This is a genomic window from Polaribacter sp. PL03 (assembly GCF_033875165.1).
In the GTDB taxonomy this organism is placed as follows: Bacteria; Bacteroidota; Bacteroidia; order Flavobacteriales; family Flavobacteriaceae; genus Polaribacter.
This window is the reverse complement of record NZ_JAWZSV010000001.1, coordinates 185607-207139: the sequence shown is the minus strand read 5'-3', so window position 1 is coordinate 207139 and position 21533 is coordinate 185607. Positions and strand designations below refer to the sequence as shown.

General features: G+C 30.1%; 12 protein-coding genes and 1 tRNA gene. All 13 read left to right on the top strand.

Features of this window, described 5'->3' with window-relative positions:
- The first annotated feature begins 91 nt into the window (after positions 1-91).
- The 13 genes from SHK09_RS00845 to SHK09_RS00785 all read left to right on the top strand — a co-directional run bounded on the left by SHK09_RS00845 (position 92) and on the right by SHK09_RS00785 (position 21504).
- Positions 92-307: a zinc ribbon domain-containing protein gene (locus tag SHK09_RS00845; protein ID WP_319808872.1), complete on the top strand. Its 216-nt coding sequence runs from the start codon at positions 92-94 to the stop codon at positions 305-307.
- Positions 308-457: 150 nt separating this feature from the next.
- Positions 458-889 (top strand): DUF2452 domain-containing protein, encoded by a 432-nt coding sequence (locus SHK09_RS00840; protein ID WP_319808871.1) that lies wholly within the window; start codon positions 458-460, stop codon positions 887-889.
- Positions 890-1246 (top strand): dihydroneopterin aldolase, encoded by a 357-nt coding sequence (gene folB, locus SHK09_RS00835; protein ID WP_319808870.1) that lies wholly within the window; start codon positions 890-892, stop codon positions 1244-1246. It abuts the gene before it with no gap.
- Between the two features lie 95 nt (positions 1247-1341).
- Positions 1342-1412, top strand: a tRNA-Cys gene (locus tag SHK09_RS00830).
- A 302-nt stretch (positions 1413-1714) separates the two neighbouring features.
- Complete coding sequence (locus SHK09_RS00825; RefSeq protein ID WP_319808869.1) at positions 1715-7057, top strand: PAS domain-containing protein; 5343 nt, start codon at positions 1715-1717, stop codon at positions 7055-7057.
- Positions 7054-7707 (top strand): response regulator transcription factor, encoded by a 654-nt coding sequence (locus SHK09_RS00820; protein ID WP_319808868.1) that lies wholly within the window; start codon positions 7054-7056, stop codon positions 7705-7707. Before SHK09_RS00825 ends, SHK09_RS00820 begins: the two co-directional genes overlap by 4 nt.
- Positions 7708-7822: 115 nt before the next feature.
- Positions 7823-8185, top strand: a complete 363-nt coding sequence (locus SHK09_RS00815; RefSeq protein WP_319808867.1) for a response regulator — start codon at positions 7823-7825, stop codon at positions 8183-8185.
- 365 nt (positions 8186-8550) lie between these two features.
- On the top strand, positions 8551-14100 hold the full coding sequence (locus tag SHK09_RS00810) for an alpha-2-macroglobulin family protein (protein ID WP_319808866.1): 5550 nt from the start codon (positions 8551-8553) through the stop codon (positions 14098-14100).
- Positions 14101-14247: 147 nt separating this feature from the next.
- On the top strand, positions 14248-16596 hold the full coding sequence (pbpC, locus tag SHK09_RS00805) for a penicillin-binding protein 1C (protein WP_319808865.1): 2349 nt from the start codon (positions 14248-14250) through the stop codon (positions 16594-16596).
- Between the two features lie 119 nt (positions 16597-16715).
- Positions 16716-16895 (top strand): hypothetical protein, encoded by a 180-nt coding sequence (locus tag SHK09_RS00800; protein ID WP_319808864.1) that lies wholly within the window; start codon positions 16716-16718, stop codon positions 16893-16895.
- A gap of 142 nt (positions 16896-17037) precedes the next feature.
- Positions 17038-17883, top strand: coding sequence for an MBL fold metallo-hydrolase (locus SHK09_RS00795; RefSeq protein ID WP_319808863.1), 846 nt, complete (start codon positions 17038-17040; stop codon positions 17881-17883).
- 10 nt (positions 17884-17893) lie between these two features.
- Positions 17894-19591, top strand: coding sequence for a S8 family peptidase (locus tag SHK09_RS00790; protein WP_319808862.1), 1698 nt, complete (start codon positions 17894-17896; stop codon positions 19589-19591).
- A gap of 71 nt (positions 19592-19662) precedes the next feature.
- Positions 19663-21504, top strand: a complete 1842-nt coding sequence (locus tag SHK09_RS00785) for a M1 family metallopeptidase (protein ID WP_319808861.1) — start codon at positions 19663-19665, stop codon at positions 21502-21504.
- Positions 21505-21533: the final 29 nt, after the last annotated feature.

The window sequence follows — 21533 nt, the reverse complement described above, 5'->3', positions numbered from 1 at the left end:
AGAAACAAAATTACATAAAATACTTCATTGGCATTAAGTGTTTTGTAACAAAATTGTAAAATCTACAACTAATAAATAAACACCAATTATTATGAGCGATCAAATTAGAAATTATACCTGCCCAAAGTGCGATTCTAAAACCTATAAATTAGGTCAAATGCGAGCAACTGGCGGAACGTTATCTAAGATTTTTGATATCCAAAATCAGAAATTTACCAGTGTAACTTGCACACGTTGTACTTATACAGAATTCTACAAAACTAAAACAAGTGCAATTAGCAATGTTTTCGACTTTTTTACCAATTAATTTTTGGGCGTTACCTTTCAGGTCGCGCTTTTCGTTTTATCTTTTTTAAATAAAAAAGGATGCCACTACAATCGCTAACGCGTGCATTTTTGCTAATTAAAGTTTTCTAAAAGCTACATTAGTACTTGTTTTTTGTCGTAATTTTGTAAAATGAAGAAAGACGCAGAAAAAAAGCCAGATTTAGTTGTTTTTAATGAAGAAACACAAAAATATGATGCAGCTTTAAAACCCTACGGAACCTCTGCAAGTTCGCCAGTAATTAAACCAACAAATACTGCAACTTGGACGGCAGATGGAGTAAGACGTACAAATAAAATTCTCAAAGGAAAATTTGAAGAAGTAAGAAAAGAGTACGAATTATTGATGGAGAAATTCCAATACAATGACATGATTTATAATGCAAAATTTGGTTTCGAACCTATTATTGGTGAAACCTATCATTTGTACATAAACAGAAAAGAAGAATTATTTTTATCTATTATAGAACCCAGTGAATGGAGTTTAGAATATAAAGGGTCTTTTAGATTAAACTCAGATAAAATGTGGGAGAAAATTGAAAGCATTTCAAATAAAGAAGAATAAATGGGAATTATACAAGTAAACAATATTAAGTTATACGCATTTCACGGGTGCTTAGACGAAGAAGCTAAAATAGGTAGTGAATATAAAGTAGATATAGAAATAAAAGCCAGTTTAAGGAAATCTTCTAGAACAGATGAGTTGGCAGATACAGTAGATTACGTGCATTTAAATCATATTGTAAAAGAAGAAATGGCAATTCGTTCTAAATTATTAGAAGAGGTTGCACAACGTATTTTAAATCGTTTTTTTAAAGAAATAAGAAAGATTAAAAGTGCAAAAGTTTCAGTTGCTAAAATTAACCCACCAATTGGTGGAAACGTAGAAGAAGTGGTAATAATTCTAACAAAAAAGCGATAAAGTTAAAAAACACTTGCAAACCTTGTAAATTTGCTTAAATTTGCAAACCTTAAAATAGATTTATAATTTATTGTAAACTAGTTTTAATATTAAAAGGTGTCTTGGCCGAGTGGCTAGGCAATGGTTTGCAAAACCATGTACAGCGGTTCGAATCCGCTAGACACCTCAAAACCTCAATCTTTTAGATTGAGGTTTTTTTTGCTTTAAATTATTTAAAGTTCTCTTTTTTAAGTGTTTGGTGCAGTTGTCTTCATCGTAATTTGGTGTTTTTAATTTAAAGTTTAATTATAAAAGTTAGAAAAGGTCTTTAGCTGTTGTTTAAAATAGGAGTAAATATTAATTTTAATGCTTATATTTAACTAATCTAAAGTTGTGAATTATAATTAAATAGCTATTTTTTATTACCTCGTCTATGAAAAAGAAAAGGTGCTTCGTTAGATAAAATGATACAACCAATACTTTAATAGAATGTCGAATAAGAAGCCTACATATCAGGAATTGGAAAAACTGATAATTGAATTAAAATCTGAAAACAAACTAAAACAAAGTGAAAATCGTTTCAATCTGCTTTTAAAGGCATCTGAAGATATGATCACTATACATAAACCTAGTGGTGAATATCTTTACTATAATGGGCCAACATGCTATGCAATAACAGCAAAAGATATAGTTGGTAAAATGCCTAACGATCTTTTTGATAAGGAAGTTTCAGATATTCTTTTAAAAGCTTTTAAAAAAGTAGCAAAAACAGGTAACAGTGAAACTATAGAAGTTTTATTAGATTGGTTTGGTGAGAAAAAATGGTTTTCAGAATATATATATGCTATTAAAAACTCTGAAGAAGAAGTTGTAGAGCTTGTTAAGGTATGTAAAGATATACATAAACGTAAAATTGCAGAACAAGTAATTAAAGAACAAAATAAAGAGAAAGAGAATCGATTAGAAGAGTTAGAGTTTTCTAAACAACAGATTCAAAACTCATTAGAGTTGTTAGAGAAGAGTGAGTATTCTTTAAAAGAAGCAAGTCGAATGGCTAAAATTGGCTATTGGGAATATTATATTAAAAGTGACAGGATTGTTTGGTCGGATTATGTTTGTAAAATGTTCGGATTAGACCCAAACGAACAACTTCCATCACGAAAAGAAATTGTTAAACTTTATGATAAAGCTTCTCAAGAAAAAATAGAGCTAGCTAATTTAAACCTTACTTCTAAAGGTATTCCTTATGATATTGAAGTGAAATTTAATAATTTAAAAAAAGAAGAGGTTTGGGTTAGAAATGTAGTTCAACCAATTTACAATATACAAAATGAGATTATTGGAAGGAAAGGTGTTTTGCAGAATATTACAGATTCTAAAAATGGACAATTAGAATTAGAACTTTCTAAACAAAAGATTCAAAATTCTTTAGAACTTCTAGAGAAAAAAGAATTTACATTAAATGAGTCGAGTAGAATTGCTAAAATTGGCTATTGGGACTATAATATCGCAACAGATTCTTTTATATGGTCAGACTATGTTTATCAGATATTTGGTATCGATCTAAAAGATAAACTTCCATCTAGAAAAGAGATTGTACAATTTTATGATATTGAATCTCAAGAAAAGTTAGCTCAAGCAACTTTAAACCTTACGTTAAAAAAAATTCCATATGATATTGAACTTAAATTAACAAATTTAAAAAAGGAAGTAGTTTGGATTCGAAATGTTGTTCAGTTAATTTTTAATAAAGAAAATGAAATTATTGGTAGAAGAGGTGTTTTACACAATATTACAGATTCTAAAAAAGCACAATTAGAATTACAACTTTCTAAAGAAAAAATTCAAACTTCTTTAGATTTGTTGGAGAAAAGTGAGCATTCTAAAAACGAGGCTAGTAAGTTGGCTAAAATTGGGTATTTAGAAGATGATATCGCAACAGATACTTTTGTGTGGTCTGAGTATCTTTATCATATTTTTGGATTTGATAATAACCAACCAGTTCCATCTAGACAAGAAATTGCCGTTCTTTTTGATAAAGAGTCTCAGGATAAAATGGAGCAAGCGACTTTTAATCTCGATGTAAATGGAGTTCCTTTTGATGTCGAATTGAAAATGATTAATTTAAGAAAGGAAGAGGTTTGGATAAGAATTGTGGTTCAGCCAGTTTACAATAAACAAGGTAAAATTGTAAAAAGAAGAGGTGTTTTACAAGATATTACAGATTCTAAACTCGTTCAACACGAATTAGAAATATCTAAAGAAAAAATTCAAACTTCTTTAGAACTATTAGAAAAAAGAAATTACTCTATGAATGAGGCTAGTAAAATAGCTAAAATAGGGTATTGGGAGCACGATATGATACTTGGTGTTGTTGTTTGGTCAGAATATATACACCATATGTTTGGTTCAGATCCTATAAAAGGAACGCCAAAAGAAGAGCGTATTTTTAATACTTTTAATAAAGAATCTCAAGAAAAACTAACAAAAGCGACTTTAGGTCTCACTCTTAAGGGCATTCCTTATGATATAGAGCTAAAGCTTATTAATTTGAAAAAAGAAGAAATTTGGGTTCGAAATGTAGCGCAGCCTGTCTATAATGAGAAAAAAGAAATTGTTGGAAAAAGAGGTGTTATGCAGAATATTACTGCTTCTAAAAAAGCACAACATGAATTAGAATTTTCTAGACAAAAAATTCAAAGTTCATTAGATTTATTAGAAATAAGAGAGCATTCATTAAATGAAGCAAGTAAGGTTGCTAAGATAGCATACCAAGAATATGATATTGCAACAGGTAATTTTGTTTGGTCTAATTTTGTTAATGTAATACTAGGTTTAGATTTAAAAGATAAAATCCCACCACGAGAAGAAGTTTTAATGCTTCTTGATAAAGAATCTCAGAAAAAACTAAAAAAAGCTGCGGAAGATATCGATTTAAGAGGTATTTCTTGTGACGTTGAATTGAAACTGGTTAATTTTAAAAATGAAGAGGTTTGGTTACGTAATGTAGGTCAACCGGTATATAATCAAGAAAAAGAAATAGTAGGTAGAAGAGGTGTTTTACAAGATATTACAGAGTCTAAAAATGCTCAACTTCAATTAGAACTTTCTAAAGAAAAGATTTTAACTTCTCTAAATCTTTTAGAGAAAAGGAAATATTCTATGGACGAGTCAAGTAAAGTCGCTAAAATGGGATATCACGAGTATGATATTGCTACAGATACTTTTATTTGGTCTGAATATCTTTATTATATTTTTGGGTTAGATCCTAGTAAAAAAAATTTATCACGAACTGAAGTTTTGGGGTTCTTCGATGAGAAATCTAAAGAGAAGTTGATAAATGCTACTTTAGAACTCGACTTAAATGGGTTCCCTTATGATTTAGAACTTAAAATTATTAATAAAAGAAACAAAGAAATTTGGGTTAGAAATGTATCTCAACCTGTCTACAATAAGCAGAATGAAATTATAGGTAGAAGAGGTGTTACTTTAGATATTACAGAACAGAAACAAAAAGAAAAAGCATTAGATAGTGAAAAGAATAAGGTATCTGAACTGAATAAAGCTTTAAATCAAGCGCAGAAATTAAGTCATGTTGGTAGTTGGCAGTGGGATATTAAAACAGACAAGGCAGAATGGTCTGATGAAATGTATAATATTTACGGAGTTGCTAAAGGAAGCTTTTGTACTTCATCTAAGAATGTTATTAAAACGGTGTTACCCGAAGACGTGTATAAAATTGAAGAAGGCATTAACTCTTTAATAACAGGAAAAATGTTTGTTCCTTTTGAGTTTAGAATTAAAAGGCCTTCAGGTGAAATTAGACACTTATATATCGTGGCGCTTGAAGAAGATAATAATAAAAATATTTTTGGAGTAACTAAAGATATTACTGAACGAAAACAGATTGAAGAAAAAAATTTAATAATAACTAGAAGGTATAGAGAGTTATTTGATAATGCCACAGTTTCTATCTGGAATGGAGATTTAAGTCCTATCATAGAAAAAATAACTGAACTTAGAGAACTTAAGTTGCCTAATATTAAAATATATTTAGAAGAAAACCCAAAGGTATTAATTTCATTACTTCGAAAAATAAAAATAAATAATGTTAATAGTGTTACTTTAAAACTGTTTAAAGCAGAAAGTAAAAAAGAAATTTTAGATGATGTTTTAGGTACATTTGGTGAAGGAGCAGACACCGTATTTGCAAACTTTATAGAGTCTATATGGAATAATGAAAGAACATTTACATCTGAGGTAAATTATAAGACTTTAAAAGGAGATGAGTTTGCGGCGTTAATATCTATACCTATTCCTCAAACAGAAATAGAACAAAAAATAGTTCCTATTAGTATTCAAAGTATTCAAAGTTTAAAAGATGCAGAGTCATCAGAAAGAGATTCTTTAAATAAATTAAAGGAAGCACAAAAATTAACAAAAGTAGGAAGTTGGTTGTTTGATCCTATAAGCAAGTATTCAGAATGGTCAGAAGAGACCTATAGAATTTGGGGTTTTGATTTAAAAAAACCGCTACCAAATAATGATGTTATTTCCAGTAGAATTCATAAAGATGATAGGAAAAAATTTAATGAGGCTGTTTCTTTAATCTACAGTAAAGGAAGTTCATATGATATCGAATTTCGAATTTGTCTTCCTAATAATGTACAAAAAACAATAAGATCTATTTGTGTTCCTATATTTGATGATAATGGAGAGATTATTAGCCTAAAGGGAACTAACCAAGATATTACAGAGCAAAAACAAGCAAGGGTAGAAATTGAAAAAGCCCAAGAGATGTATCGCATACTAACGGACAATTCTAAGGAACTAATTTGTTTACATGAAATGAATAGTTCTTTTAAATACATTAGTCCTTCTATGAAAAACATATTGGGTTATGAACCATCAGAGCTTCTCGGTAAAAATGTTTTTGGTATCGTTCATAAAGATGATATTGATGCTTTAAAAAAGAAGATGGAGCAAAGAGTGTTTAGTGGGATGTATATAGATGCTTTTGCCTGCAGAGTTCTTCATAAAGAAGGGCATTTTATTTGGTTAGAATTTTTATCATCGCCAGTTTATAAAGGGCAAGAAATTAGCTATTTTATTTCATCTGCAAGAGATGTAACACAAGGTATTTTGGCAAAGCAAGAGATTCAAGAATATCAAATTTCTCTTCAGAAATTAACTACAGAAATAACCTTAATAGAAGAAAAGCAGAAAAAAGAAATTGCTACAAATATTCATGATCATTTGAGTCAATCTTTGGTTATTTCAAAAATGAAAATTAATGAATTGAAGAAAAATAAACAATTAAAAGGAATTGATGAGGATTTAAAATTTATTGAAACACATATTTCTGAAGCTTTAGAAAATAGTAGAAAGATTACTTATGAACTTTCACCTCCGGTATTATATCAATTAGGTATAATAGAAGCATTAAATTGGTTGTTTGAGAATATCTTAAATACTCATAAAATTGAATGTGTAATTAATAGTAATGTAAATAACATTAAGTTAGATGATGTAAAATCTATTTTACTTTATAGAAGTATACAAGAAGTTTTAACAAACGCAATTAAATATGCAAAAGCATCTTTAATAACTTTAGATCTCGATAAAAACAATCTTGGGTTAGATATTTTTATTACCGATAATGGTATTGGGTTTGATACTTCAATATTAAATAACCTTCATAGTCATTCTGGTTCTGGCTTTGGTTTGTTTACAGTTAAAGAGCGTATTCGAAATATACAAGGAGAATTTACTATAAAATCAAAATTAAATATAGGAACAACTGTTAAAATTTTTATACCTTTAGCTAAATGAGTTATTTAAAAGAAATTAAAATAGTATTAGTTGATGATCATAAGTTACTTCGAGATGGTTTAAGAAATATTATAGAACAAAAGCCTAATATGCATATAATAGGTGAAGCTTCAGATGGTAGAGAGGCAATAAAAATATGTTCTAAATTAGAACCAAATGTTATTGTTATGGATGTAGCTATGCCTGGTTTAAATGGTATCGAGGCAGCAAAACAAATACATAAAAATCAGCCAGATGTAAAAATAATAGGGCTTTCTATGCACTCTGGCAAGCAATTTATACAAAGCATGTTTACTGCAGGAGCTTGGGGTTATCTATTAAAAGATGGTGATTCAGATGAGTTAATTATAGCAATTTCTACGGTAATGCAAAACAAGAAATACCTCTCAAAAGATATCAATCAAGATTTTCTTACGGTGCTTAATGAGAATAAATCTTTAAAGAAGACGCAATTAAGTTCTAGAGAAAAAGAAGTCTTACAATTAATATCAGAAGGGAATTCTTCTAAAATAATAGGTGAATTATTGTTTTTAAGTCCGAAGACTGTTGATGTTCATCGAAACAATATAATGAAAAAGATAGATTTATTTACCATTCCAGAATTAACAAAATATGCTATTCAAATAGGCTTAACTTCGTTAGATGTATAGAATTTAGGTAGTTAGTGTTTAGATTGAATGATATAAGCATATTGCTTATGTTGTACTCGTTATAAAAGGTTTAAATTTGAGGGTCTCCCGGTAATTTTTAAATACTTACCTTATTTTGAAACCTAAATCAAATAATTTATTAATAGTAGAAGATAACTCTTTTATAAGAAAAAGTCTTTTTAATGCAACTAAAAACCTTAGAGGTGTAGGAGAGGTTTGTTCAACAAAGTCCTTATTAGAAGCAATTTCTTTTTTAACAACAACAAACTTTGAATTGATAATTCTTGATTTAAAATTACCAGACGGAAGCGGTCTTGAACTTTTAAAATTATTGAAAGAAAAACAAATTGCAGGAAAAGTTTTTGTTTTTTCTGTAAGCACAGAATTAAGAAAAACGTCTTTAAGGTATGGTGCGTTTGCTTTTTTTGATAAGGCTAAAGACTTCGACGGATTAATAGAAGCTATTAGCAAAGCGTAATAAAAGTTATTATAAAAAATAAAAGCTAAACTTAGTTATTTTAAGTTTAGCTTTTCTATTGAAAAAAAATTGGGGGAATATATTTTCAAAAGTAGTTTTTGTAGGTATCATGTTTAAATGATTAGTAATTTCTACACTACAAATATATTTAAGATTTTAAGGTTATACAATAGGGGGTTTCCTTAATTTTTCTAATTTATATTAAAAGTAGAATTTAGAGAGATAGTATTTAAAAAACAATAAAGAAACTTGAGGTGTATTTTATTCTTTTTTCCGAATTCTAAAAAAAAGATTACGAATTCTAATTCATTCACTCTTTAGAGTACTTAAAGTATTATTTTTGAGTTGTGTTAAAAACCACAGTTATGAAAAAGAAAAATCTACTTTTAACAATCTCAATTTTGCTATTAATTTTCTCTTGTAAGAAAGAAGAAATTAAAACAGATAATATTTACAAATTCAAAAAATATATTAGTTATACTACGTCTGGCGTGATTTCTGTAGCTAATAATATTGAAATAAATCTAGCCAAAGAAGTAGAAGGTTGGGAAGCCAATAAAGAAATTTCAACTGAAATTATTGTTATAAAACCACATGTAAATGGTACTATTAAAACGGTAAATAAACATGCATTTATTTTTATTCCGGATGAGGTTTTAGATGCAGATACAGAGTATAGTGTTTCTATAAAACTAAACAAAATTTATAAAGACACACCTCAAGGTTTTAAAGATTACACGTTTCAGTTTAAAACAATTACACCAAATTTTAATATTCAGACAAATAATTTACAATCGTATTCTAAAGAATTTCAATATGTAGAAGGTGTTGTAAAATCTGCAGATGTAATTTCTTTAGAAAACGCGAAAAAGCTATTAAATGCTTCTCAGAACGGAGAATCAAAAAATATAGTTTGGAATGAATCTTACGAGAAAGGAAAAATCTTCGAATTTAAGATTGATAGTATTCAACGTTTTGTAGAAGATTCTCAATTAGCAGTTTCTTGGAACGGGAAAGCTATAAATGCTGAATCTAAAGGAGAAAATGAAATTATTATTCCTGGTAAAAATAACTTTAAAGTCGTTCGCTTAAAAGTAAATAATAGTACTAAACAGTATATTTCTATCAACTTTTCTGATGTTCTTAAAAAGCAACAAAATTTCGATGGTTTGGTTACTATTCAGAATGAAAAGAAGCCGCGTTTTATTGTAAACGGGAACGAGTTACAAGTCTATGCTACAAATAAATTTGAAGGAAATATTTTAGTTTCTGTTTTCGAAGGAATTAAAAATTCTGATGATTTTAAACTTAAAAAACCATTTAAAGAAACCATTACTTTCGAGCAAAAGAAACCCGAAGTTAGAGCTATTAGTAGCGGGTCTATTTTACCAAATTCTAAAGATTTAAAATTCAACTTCGAAGCCATAAACGTAAAAGAAGTAGACGTTAGAATTATTAAAATTTACGAAGACAATGTGTTGCAATTTTTGCAAGAAAATAGCATGAACAGTAATAATGAATATCAAATAAAACGAGTTGGTAGACGTATCGCTAAGCAAACAATTACTTTAATTGATCATAAAAATAAAAACACACAAAAATGGAAAGCCTATAGTGTAGATTTATCTAAAATGTTTGAGGCTGAACCTGGTGCAATTTATAGAGTAGAGCTAAGTTATAATAAAAACCAGGTATTTTATACGTGTTCAGGAAATAAGGATTCCGACATAAATTTAGAAGGATTTTTAGATGAAAAATATGACGATTTAAGTGAAATTGAAGATGAGAATACAAGAGAAGAATTGTATTGGGATAATAAATTGTACGATTACAAAGACCGTAATTACAATTGGCAAGAAAGAGACAATCCTTGTTCAGATTCTTATTATTACTATAAAGATATTTCTCAGAATTTATTAGCATCTAACTTAGGAATCATTGCAAAAAAAGGAGTGAATAACTCTTATTTCTTTGCCATAACAAATATTTTAAATACAAAACCAGAAGCAGGAGCAACTATAAAATTATTTAATTTTCAGCAACAAGAAATTTTATCAACTAAAACAGATTCAGAAGGATTTGCAAATGTAGAAACAGATAAAAGTGCTGCTTTTGCAGTGGTTTCTAAAAATAATAATAAAGGGTATATTAGATTGTTCGACGGAAATTCTTTGTCTTTAAGTAAGTTTGATGTTGCAGGGAGTAAAACTCAAAAAGGGTTAAAAGGATATATCTATGGCGAACGCGGAGTTTGGCGCCCAGGAGATACTGTTCATTTAACTTTTATGCTAAATGATGCCGATAATAAGTTACCAAAAAACCACCCTGTAAAATTAGAAGTTACAGATCCAAGCGGAAAATTGGTGTATAAAAAAGTAACATTAGAAAACTTAAACAATTTCTACAAGTTTACTTTTTCAACTACTCAAGAAGCAAAAACAGGAAACTACAATGCTAAAATTTCTGTAGGAGGCGCAAAGTTTTACAAGTCTTTAAAAATAGAAACGGTTAAACCAAATCGTTTAAAAATTAAAATTGATTTCGATGATGAGGTTTTAGCAAGCAGTAAACCAATTAATGGAACTTTAGATGTAAAATGGTTACACGGTACTCCTGCAAAAAATTTAAAAATAGAAATTAAAGCAAAAGTTTCTTCGGCGAATTATGGTTTTAAAAATTACAAAGAATATGTTTTTACAGATCCATCAAGAGATTTTTCATCCGAAGAAATAAATATTTTTGAAGGGAAATTAGATGTAAACGGAACAGCAAAAATCAATAGTAAATTAAGTATTGGTAAAAATGCTCCAGGAATGTTAAATGTGCAGTTTTTAGTAAGAGCTTTTGAAAACGGAGGAGATTTTTCTATAGATGCTTTCACTAAAAAATATGCTCCTTTTACTTCTTTTGTTGGTTTAAAATCGCCAGAAGGAAGCAGATATGGTTCTTTTTTTACAGATGAAAATCAAACTTTTTCTGTGGTTTCGGTTGATGAAAACGGAAAACCAGTTGAAAGAGAAGAAATTGAGGTTGAAGTTTATCAAATTAAGTGGCGTTGGTGGTGGAGTTCTTCTGACGACAATTTATCTAGGTATACTTCTAGTACCTATAAAAAGCCTTATAAAACTTTAAAAATTAGCACGAATTCTAAAGGGAATGGAAGTTTCAATTTGAACATTCCAGAAAGAGATAGAGGTCGTTTTTTAATAAGAGTTATAGATAAAAAAAGTGGTCATGCAACCGGTAGAACCGCTTATTTCTATAAAAATTGGTGGCAAAATGCTACTTCTGGCGATAAAGAAGCTGCAAAAATGTTGGTGTTTTCTGCGGATAAAGAAAAATATAATGTTGGCGAAACTGCTAAAATCACTTTCCCTTCAGGAAGCAAAGGACGTGCGTTAATTAGTATAGAAAACGGAACAAAAGTGTTGGAAACTAAGTGGGTAGAAACACAAAAAGGAACCACTTCTGTAGAAATTCCTATCAACAAAAACATGGCGCCAAATGTGTTTGTAAATATTTCATTATTGCAACCACATCAAGTATCAGAAAACGACTTACCATTAAGATTGTTTGGTGTAATTCCGCTTTTGGTAGAAGATAAGAACACCAAATTAGAGCCAGAGATTTCTATGGCAGACGAACTGCAACCAGAAAAAGAATTTGTTGTAAAAGTTTCAGAAAAAAACAAGAAAGCCATGACATATACTTTGGCAGTTGTAGAAGAAGGTTTGTTAGATTTAACACGCTTTAAAACACCAAATGCATTTGATGTTTTCTATGCAAGAGAAGGTTTAGGGGTAAAAACATGGGATATTTTTGATGATGTAATTGGTGCGTATTCTGGTAGTATAGATCAGGTTTTTGCTATTGGAGGAGATGGAAGTGCGGCAAAAGGGAAAAGTAGAAAAGCAAACAGATTTAAGCCAGTTGTAAAGTTCTTAGGTCCGTTTTATCTTGAAAAAGGAAAAATAGCTTCACACAAAATTACGCTTCCAAATTATATTGGTTCAGTAAGAACAATGGTGGTTGCAGGTAATGTAAATAACGAGGCTTACGGAAATGTAGAAAAAGCTGTTCCTGTTAAAAAGCCATTAATGGTGTTGGCTACATTGCCAAGAAAATTATCACCAAAAGAAAAAGTTACGTTACCAATTACCATTTTTGTGATGGATAAAAAAGTGAAGAATGTAACGATTGAGGTAAAAACATCTAACGGAATTGCTGTTATTGGTAATAAAACTCAAAAGATCAATTTTGAAAAACCAGATGAAAAAATGGTGTATTTTGAATTGGATGTTCTAAAAGCAAATGGCATTAATACAGTTGAAATTATTGCATCCGGAAACGGAGAAAAAGCAACTTACAAAGTGGAGTTAGATGTTGTAAACCCAAACCCAATTACATCTAAAGTTATTGATGCAACTGTAGAAGGGAATCAAAGTCAAACTATTAATTTTGATACATTTGGAGTAGAAGGTTCTAATACAGCAATGTTGGAGATGTCTACCATTCCACAAATCAATTTTTCTGGTAGATTAGAATATTTAATTCGTTACCCGCATGGTTGCGTAGAGCAAACTACGTCTAGTGTTTTTCCTCAATTATTTTTAAATGATATTTTCGACTTAACGTCGGATAAAAAACGTCAGATTCAAAATAACATAGAAAACGGAATTAAAAGATTGGGTAATTTTCAGCAAGCAAATGGAGGTTTGAGTTATTGGATAGGTGAAAATTATGTAGATGATTGGGGAACAACCTATGCGGGTCATTTTATGTTAGAAGCAGCCAAAAAAGGCTTTGTTTTACCGTTAACTTTTAAGAGTAATTTTATAAGATATCAGAAAAATGCAGCAAGAAATTGGAGACCAAATTATAGAAATAATTACACCGATTTAGCACAAGCTTATCGTTTATATACGTTGGCTTTGGCTGGCAGTCCAGATTTGTCTGCAATGAACAGAATGCGCGAGTTTAAACAGATTTCTAACGACGCAAAATGGCGTTTGGCTGCAGCATATGCTTTGGCAGGACAAAAAGAAGCAAGTTTAGAAATTATGAGTACTGCGAACATCAACTTTACAACTTCTAAATATAATTATTATTCTTATGGCTCTGTAGATAGAAACCGAGCTATGGCTTTGGAAACGATGTTAATTACCAATCATAAAGATGTTAAAAGTGTAGCGAAATCTATTGCAAAAGAATTGTCTAGCAGTAGATGGATGAGTACACAATCTACTGCATATAGTTTGTTAGCAATAGGTAAGATGGTAGTTAGAAACGGCGGAAAAGCGATGCATTTAAACTATACGAATGATGGGAAAACAGTTGCTGTAAAAACGCAAAATTCTATGGTGCAAAGGACTATTAAAGTTAAAAACGGTGCGAACTCCATCAACATAAAAAATGAGGATAATAATATTGTTTTTGCAAGAATTATTAATTCTGGGCAATTGCCTTTGGGTGATGAAATAACAGAAAATAGAGGTTTAAGTGTCGCTTTTCAGTATAAAGATTTACAAGGAAAATCGATAGGCATTAAAACTTTAAAACAAGGTCAGGATTTTGTGGCGAAAATTACGGTAAGCAATCCTAAAAATGAAACGATAAATGATATTGCGTTAACACAAATTTTTCCATCGGGATGGGAAATTGTAAACACTCGTTTTACAGATTTTGGAACGACTACAAAAAGCGAAGCTCGTTATACAGATATTAGAGATGACAGAGTTAATTTTTATTTCGACTTAGAGCATCAATCTAACAAATCGGAAACAAAAACGTTTTCAGTTTTACTAAATGCAGCTTATTTAGGAGATTATTATTTACCAGGAATTCAAGTTGAAGCAATGTATGATAATGATTATTTAGTGAGGACAAAAGGACGTTGGATTGAGGTTGTAAAGTAATGCAATACTAAAAGAAAGAGTATCATTTCGAGGATAGGAGAAATCTCATAAGGAGAAGAACATAAAAATGAGATTTCTCAATCGCCTGAAAAAGGCTCATTTCGAAATGACATTCAAATACGTAAAACAAATTCTTATACATCAAAATTGAAAATAACAAACTACATAAAACGTCATAAAAAGAAAACAATACTTGTTGTTGTTCTGCTATTCTTTTATGCATTTTGTTTGCCTAATAAGTTATTTACAAAGCCAACATCAACCGTAATTACAAGTAGTAATAATGAGTTGTTGGGCGCATTAATTGCTAAAGATGGGCAATGGCGTTTTCCGTATAACAATACTGTTCCGCAGAAATTTAAAACCTGTTTAATTCAGTTTGAAGACGAATATTTTTATGAACATCCAGGATTTAATCCGATTTCTATTTTTAAAGCATTAAAACAAAATTTGCAAGCAGGAAGTGTAAAAAGAGGCGGAAGTACAATTACGCAACAAGTAATTCGATTAAGTAGAGATAATAGACCTAGAACGTATTTTGAAAAAGTAAAAGAATTAATTTTAGCAACACGTTTAGAATTTAGAGCATCTAAAGAAAAAATTATAACTTATTGGAGTTCTAATGCGCCTTTCGGTGGAAATGTAGTAGGTTTAGACGCTGCTTCTTGGCGTTATTTTAATAGAAAATCTACAGATTTATCTTGGGCAGAATCTGCAACTTTAGCCGTTTTACCCAATGCACCAAACTTAATTTATCCTGGGAGAAATCAACATAGATTATTGGTAAAAAGAAATCGTTTGCTAAAAAAACTGCTCGTAAAAAAAGTAATTGACTCATTAACTTATGGATTATCGGTTTTAGAAGAATTGCCACAAAAGCCATATACACTTCCACAAATCACATCTCATTTATTGCAGAAAATCAATAAAAAAAATAATGGAGAAGTTATAAAAACTACGATTAATAAAAGGTTGCAAATTCAAACAAATTTAATTGTTAATAATCATTATAAGCAATTGAAAAACAATGAGATATTTAATATTTCTGTTTTGGTTTTGGATGTAAAAAACAGAAAGGTTTTAACTTATGTTGGCAACTCTGAAACAACTAGAAAAAATCAAAAATATGTAGACGTTATTGACAAGCCTAGAAGTACAGGTAGTATTCTAAAACCCTTTTTATACGCAGCCATGTTAGATAGTGGAGATTTGCTGCCAAATATGTTAATTGCAGACGTACCCACAAATTTTGGAAGTTATCATCCAGAGAATTTTGATAAAAAATATGCTGGAGCAGTTTCTGCAAAATTAGCGTTGTCTAAATCTCTAAACGTGCCAACAGTAAGAATGTTACAAGGTTTTGGCTTGGAGAAATTTCATCATTATTTACAAAAATTAAAGTTAAAAGATTTAAAACAAAATCCTAATTATTACGGATTAACATTGGCTTTAGGTGGTGCAGAAAGTAATTTATGGGATTTGTGTAAAAGTTATGCTTCGATGGCATCAACGGTAAATCATTATTCAGAAAACTCTAGTAGGTATTTTAAAAATGAATTTTGCGAACCGACGTTTTATGCGGATAAAAAGGTTGACTTCGGAGATAAATCATCGGAAAAAACAATTTTTGATGCCGCTTCTATTTATTTAACTTTCGAGAGTTTAAAGGATGTAAATAGACCAAATGCAGATCAGAATTGGGAGTTTTTTGATTCGTCTAAAGAAATTGCTTGGAAAACAGGCACTAGTTTTGGTTTTAGAGATGCTTGGGCAATTGGAGCGACGAAAGATTATGTGGTTGGTGTTTGGGTTGGAAATGCAGATGGAGAAGGAAGACCAGGTTTGGTTGGTGTACAAGCTGCAGCACCTATTTTATTTGATGTTTTTGATAAGTTACCAAACTCGGAATGGTTTGAAAAGCCTTTTGATGAAATGACAGAAATTGAGATATGCGCTAAAAGTGGTTATAGGGCAACGAGAAATTGTGAAGAAAAGAAGTTAGAATTTATTCAGAATGCTGGTTTAAAGACGAAACCTTGTCCGTATCATGTTTTGGTAAATGTAGATGTATCAGAAAATTATCAGGTAAATACTTCTTGCGAGCGTTTAGAGAATATTAAACAGAAATCTTGGTTTGTGTTGCCGCCTTTAATGGAATATTATTACAAGGAAAAAAATCCGTTTTATAAACCATTACCAAAATTTAGAAATGATTGTTCGGGTGAAGAAAAAAATGCAATGAAATTTCTCTATCCAACAGAAAAAAGCACCATTTTTTTACCAAAGAATTTCGATGGGGAAAAAAATGAGCTTGTTTTAAAAATAGCGCATGCAAATAAAAATGCGGTATTGTATTGGTATGTTGATGATACGTATGTTGGTTCTACAAAAGAAGTACATGAATTTGGAGTAAATTTAAGTACGGGAAGTTATTTGATTTCTGCTACAGATAATTTTGGAAACGAAATTCATCAACAAATAATTATAAAAGAGTAATTCGTTTAAAGTTGTTTTCTTGCGAATGGCCTAAATGAAAGTGCTATTTGTCGAAAATAGATAATAGAAGCTGCCTTCTGATTGTATTTTTGTTGAACCAAACAATAAAACAATCTATTATGATTTTACAAATTTTACCACCAGAAGGAATTATAGTGTCAGAAAGTTTTTTCGATACTCAATTATTGTTTGTTATTTTAGGAATGGCAGCAGCAGTATTTGTTATAATTAAAGGAGCAAAATTGTTAAGTAAAATAAATATTTCTAAAACAGTTAAAAAACCAAGTTATACTTCTTAAGAATTAGATTTTTATTAACAGAAAATCACACTTTTTTCTTCATATTTGTAGGCTATAAAAAACATTTTTGTAGTTTATTGTTAAATAGATCATTAAATTATTATTTTTAAAGTAATTTTTAATGATTTTTTAATTTTTCGAAATGAAGGTTTATCCAATAGAAACAGGTAATTTTAAGTTAGACGGTGGTGCAATGTTTGGTGTTGTACCTAAAACTATTTGGCAAAAAACAAATCCTGCAGATTCAAATAATTTAATAGATATGAGCATGCGTTGTATGCTTATCGAAGACGGAGATCGTTTAATATTAATAGACACTGGTTTAGGGTCTAAACAATCAGACAAGTTTTTTGGTTATTATTACCTTTTTGGAGACTTTTCTTTAGAAAGTTCTCTTAAAAAACATGGTTTTCATAGAGATGATATTACAGATGTTTTTTTAACACATTTGCATTTTGATCATTGTGGAGGTGTTATTGAATGGAATTCTCAAAAAACAATGTTACAACCTGCTTTTAAAAATGCTAAATTTTGGTCTAATGATAATCATTGGAAATGGGCAACAGAACCAAATGCAAGAGAGAAAGCATCCTTTTTAAAAGAGAATATTAATCCTATAAAAGAAAGTGGCCAATTAAATTTTATTCACAGAAATTCTTTAGAACAAATAGGGTTTAATGTTTTGTTTATGGATGGTCATACAGAAAAACAGATGTTACCAAAATTAAATTATCAAGGTAAAACCATTGTTTTTATGGCAGATTTATTACCAACTGTTGGGCATATTCCTTTGCCTTATGTAATGGGTTATGACACAAGACCTTTGTTAACAATTAAAGAAAAAGCGGCTTTTTTAAATGAAGCAGCAGATAATAATTATTACCTGTTTCTAGAGCACGATGCTTTTAATGAGCTTTGTACTGTAGTACATACAGAAAAAGGAGTTCGATTAAAAAATACACATAAATTTACAGATATATTTAATTAAGAGAAGAGAAATGAACGTATTAAAACCAATTATTTATACAGCAGTTGCAGGGTTTTTATTAGCAAGTTGTAAAACATCAGTAAACACAATTCCTGTACCTAATGGTGCAGATAGTGTACTTAATATTCCTGCTAAAAAAGGAGTATTAACAGAAGATGAAATACATGTTTGGAGTCATATGGATTTACAAACAGATTCTATTCCTGGAATGAGTATTGCAAAAGCATATCAATTTTTAGAAGGTAAAAAAGGAACTACGGTTATTGTTGCAATTGCAGATTCTGGTATAGATGTAGAGCACGAAGATTTAAAAGATGTTGCTTGGGTAAACTTAAAAGAAGTTGCAGGTAATAATAAAGATGATGATAATAATGGGTATGTAGATGATATTCATGGGTGGAATTTCTTAGGAAACAAAGAAGGTAAAATTGTAAATGCAGATCAATTAGAAATTACCAGAATTGTTAAAAGAGGAATGGATAAGTTTGGTGATAAAAAAGCAATCGAAATTTCTAACGCTGATAAAAAAGAATTTGAACAATATTTAGATTTAAAAGAAAAGTTTGAAGCTAGAAGTAAAGCTAAAAAAATTGAGATTGAAAACTTAAAAAACACACAAGAAAGACTATTGCAAATAGAAAATAACTTTAAAGAAGTTAAGAAGTTTGCAGGAAAAGATGTTTTATCTGCAGCTCTTTTAAAAAGTTTAAAACCTTCAGATGCTGTAATGGCTGCTAAAATTGCAGACGTTAGCGGAATGTTAAGTAGAGGGATGACAGAGAAAGGTTTAGAAGAATATAAAACAGGTCTTACAGATTATTTAGCGTCTCAAGTAAAAGGAAAAAGTTACGACTTAGACTTTAACGAGCGCCAGTCTTTAGGAGATGATTTATATGATATTACAGATAAATTTTACGGTAACAATAATGTAATTGGTTCTAAAGATTTAGAAAGCCATGGTACACATGTTGCAGGTATTGTTGCTGCATCTAGAAATAACAATAAAGGTGTAAATGGTGTTGCCAATAACGTAAAAATTATGGCAGTAAGAGTTGTGCCAGATGGAGATGAGCATGATAAAGATATTGCATTAGGAATTCGTTATGCTGTAGATAATGGCGCTAAAGTTATTAATACAAGTTTTGGTAAATCATATTCGCCAAACAAAGAGTGGGTTTACGATGCGATTAAATATGCTGCAAAGATGGATGTATTAATTGTGAATGCAGCTGGTAACGATGGTAAAAATATTGATATTGTAAAGACATATCCTAACGATTCTAAAGATTTAGCAAATGAAATTTCTGATAACGTTTTAACAATTGGAGCAATGAGTTTGCATTATGATGAAAACTTACCTGCAACTTTTTCTAACTACGGAAAAATGAATGTTGATGTATTTGCACCTGGTGTAGATATTTATGCAACTTTTCCTAAAGATGAATACCAAGCTATTAGTGGTACTTCTATGGCAGCGCCTTCTACTGCAGGAGTTGCAGCTTTAGTACGTTCTTATTATCCACAATTATCTGCAAGTCAGGTAAAACATATTCTAATGAATTCTGGAATCAAAATTAATTTTGATGTTATTAAACCAGGAACAGAAGATGAAAAAGTACCTTTCTCAGATTTATCTGTTTCTGGAAGAGTTGTAAATGCTTACAACGCTTTAAAAATGGCTGATAGAATTGTAAACGGAAAAAAATAAAATCACATAAAAAACAGCGGTAATTTATCGCTGTTTTTTGTTTTTATAATCAAACTTAATTAATTTATAACATGAAAAAAAACCTACTTTTTGTTTTTGCAATTGCTTTGTTAACTTCTTGTACTCAAACTAAAGAAGTTGCTAATCAGCAGAAAAACGACGCCAAGTTTACTACTTATTGGCAACAGCACATAGATTATACTATGAATATTGATGTAGATGCAGAAAAACATCAATACAAAGGAACACAGAAGGCTGTGTATACCAATAATTCGCCAGATGAATTAAGTAAAGTATATTATCATTTGTATTTTAATGCTTTTCAACCAGGTTCTCAAATGGATGCTCGTTCTTTAAACATTAAAGATCCAGACAGAAGAGTTAGAGATAGAATTAGCAAATTAAATGCTGATGAAATTGGGTACATAAAAGTAAACTCTTTAAAACAAAATGGTGCAGCCGTTTCTTTTGAAACTGTGGGTACAATTTTAGAAGTTACCTTAAATAAACCAATAAAATCTGGTGAAAGTGTAACTTTAGATATGATTTTTGATGCACAAGTTCCTTTACAAATTAGAAGAACTGGTAGAGATAATAAAGAAGGCGTTGCGCTTTCGATGTCTCAATGGTACCCAAAAATGGCAGAATACGATTTCGAAGGTTGGCATACACCACCTTATATTGCTAGAGAGTTTCATGGTATTTGGGGTAATTTCGATGTTAAGATTTCAATAGATAAAGACTATGTTCTTGGTGGAACAGGTTATTTACAGAATCCTCAAGAAATTGGTTTTGGTTATGAAGATGCATCTAAAGCATTAAATGTACCTAATACAGATAAATTAACTTGGCACTTTAAAGCACCAAATGTGCACGATTTTATGTGGGCAGCAGATCCAGATTATAAACATGATGTTTTAAAAATGGCAAATGGTGTTGACTTGCACTTTTTATACAAGAAAGATTTAGAGGCAAAATATTTAAGTAATTGGAAAGAATTACAGCCAAAAACAGCAGAATTAATAACTTATTTTAGTAAACATGTTGGTCAATACCCATATAAACAATACTCTGTAATACAAGGTGGAGATGGTGGTATGGAATACGCAATGTCTACTTTAATTACAGGAAAAAGAAGTGCAGGAAGTCTTTTTGGAGTAACAGCACATGAGATGGCGCATACTTGGTTTCAGTTTTTATTAGCTTCTAATGAAAGTAAACATCCTTGGATGGATGAAGGTTTTACTTCTTATATTTCTAATAAAGCATCTTTCGAAATTTTAAAAAGAGGAGACAAGAACCCTAATGCAGGTCCTTATAGAGGTTATAATTATTTAGTAAAGAATAATCTTGAAGAATCTTTATCTACACACGCAGATAGATACAATACAAATGCAGCGTATAGTTCTGGTAGTTACGGTAAAGGAAGTATGTTTTTATCTCAATTAGAATATGTTATTGGAGCAGATAATGTTGCAAACGGACTTAAAAAATATTTTAGAGATTTTAGTTTTAAGCATCCAACACCAAATGATATAAAACGTTCTATGGAAAAAGTTTCTGGTATTCACTTAGATTGGTATTTAAATGAATGGACACAAACAATTCATACAATAGATTACGGTGTTAAGGCTGTTAACGGTAAAAGTATTACGTTAGAAAGAATTGGTCAAATGCCAATGCCAATGGATTTAGAGGTAGTTTATACAGATGGTTCTAAAGAGAATTTTAATATTCCTTTAAGAATGATGAGAGGAAACAAACCAACAACAGCAACAATTTTAAAAGATTGGGGTTGGGCAATGCCAACATATTCTTTTAGCGTTTCTAAAACGGTAAAATCTGTTACTATAGATAAGAGTAAGTTAATGGCAGATGTTAACGATGATAATAATGTTTTTGAAGTAGAGTAAAACATTAAAATAATAGATACAAAAAGACC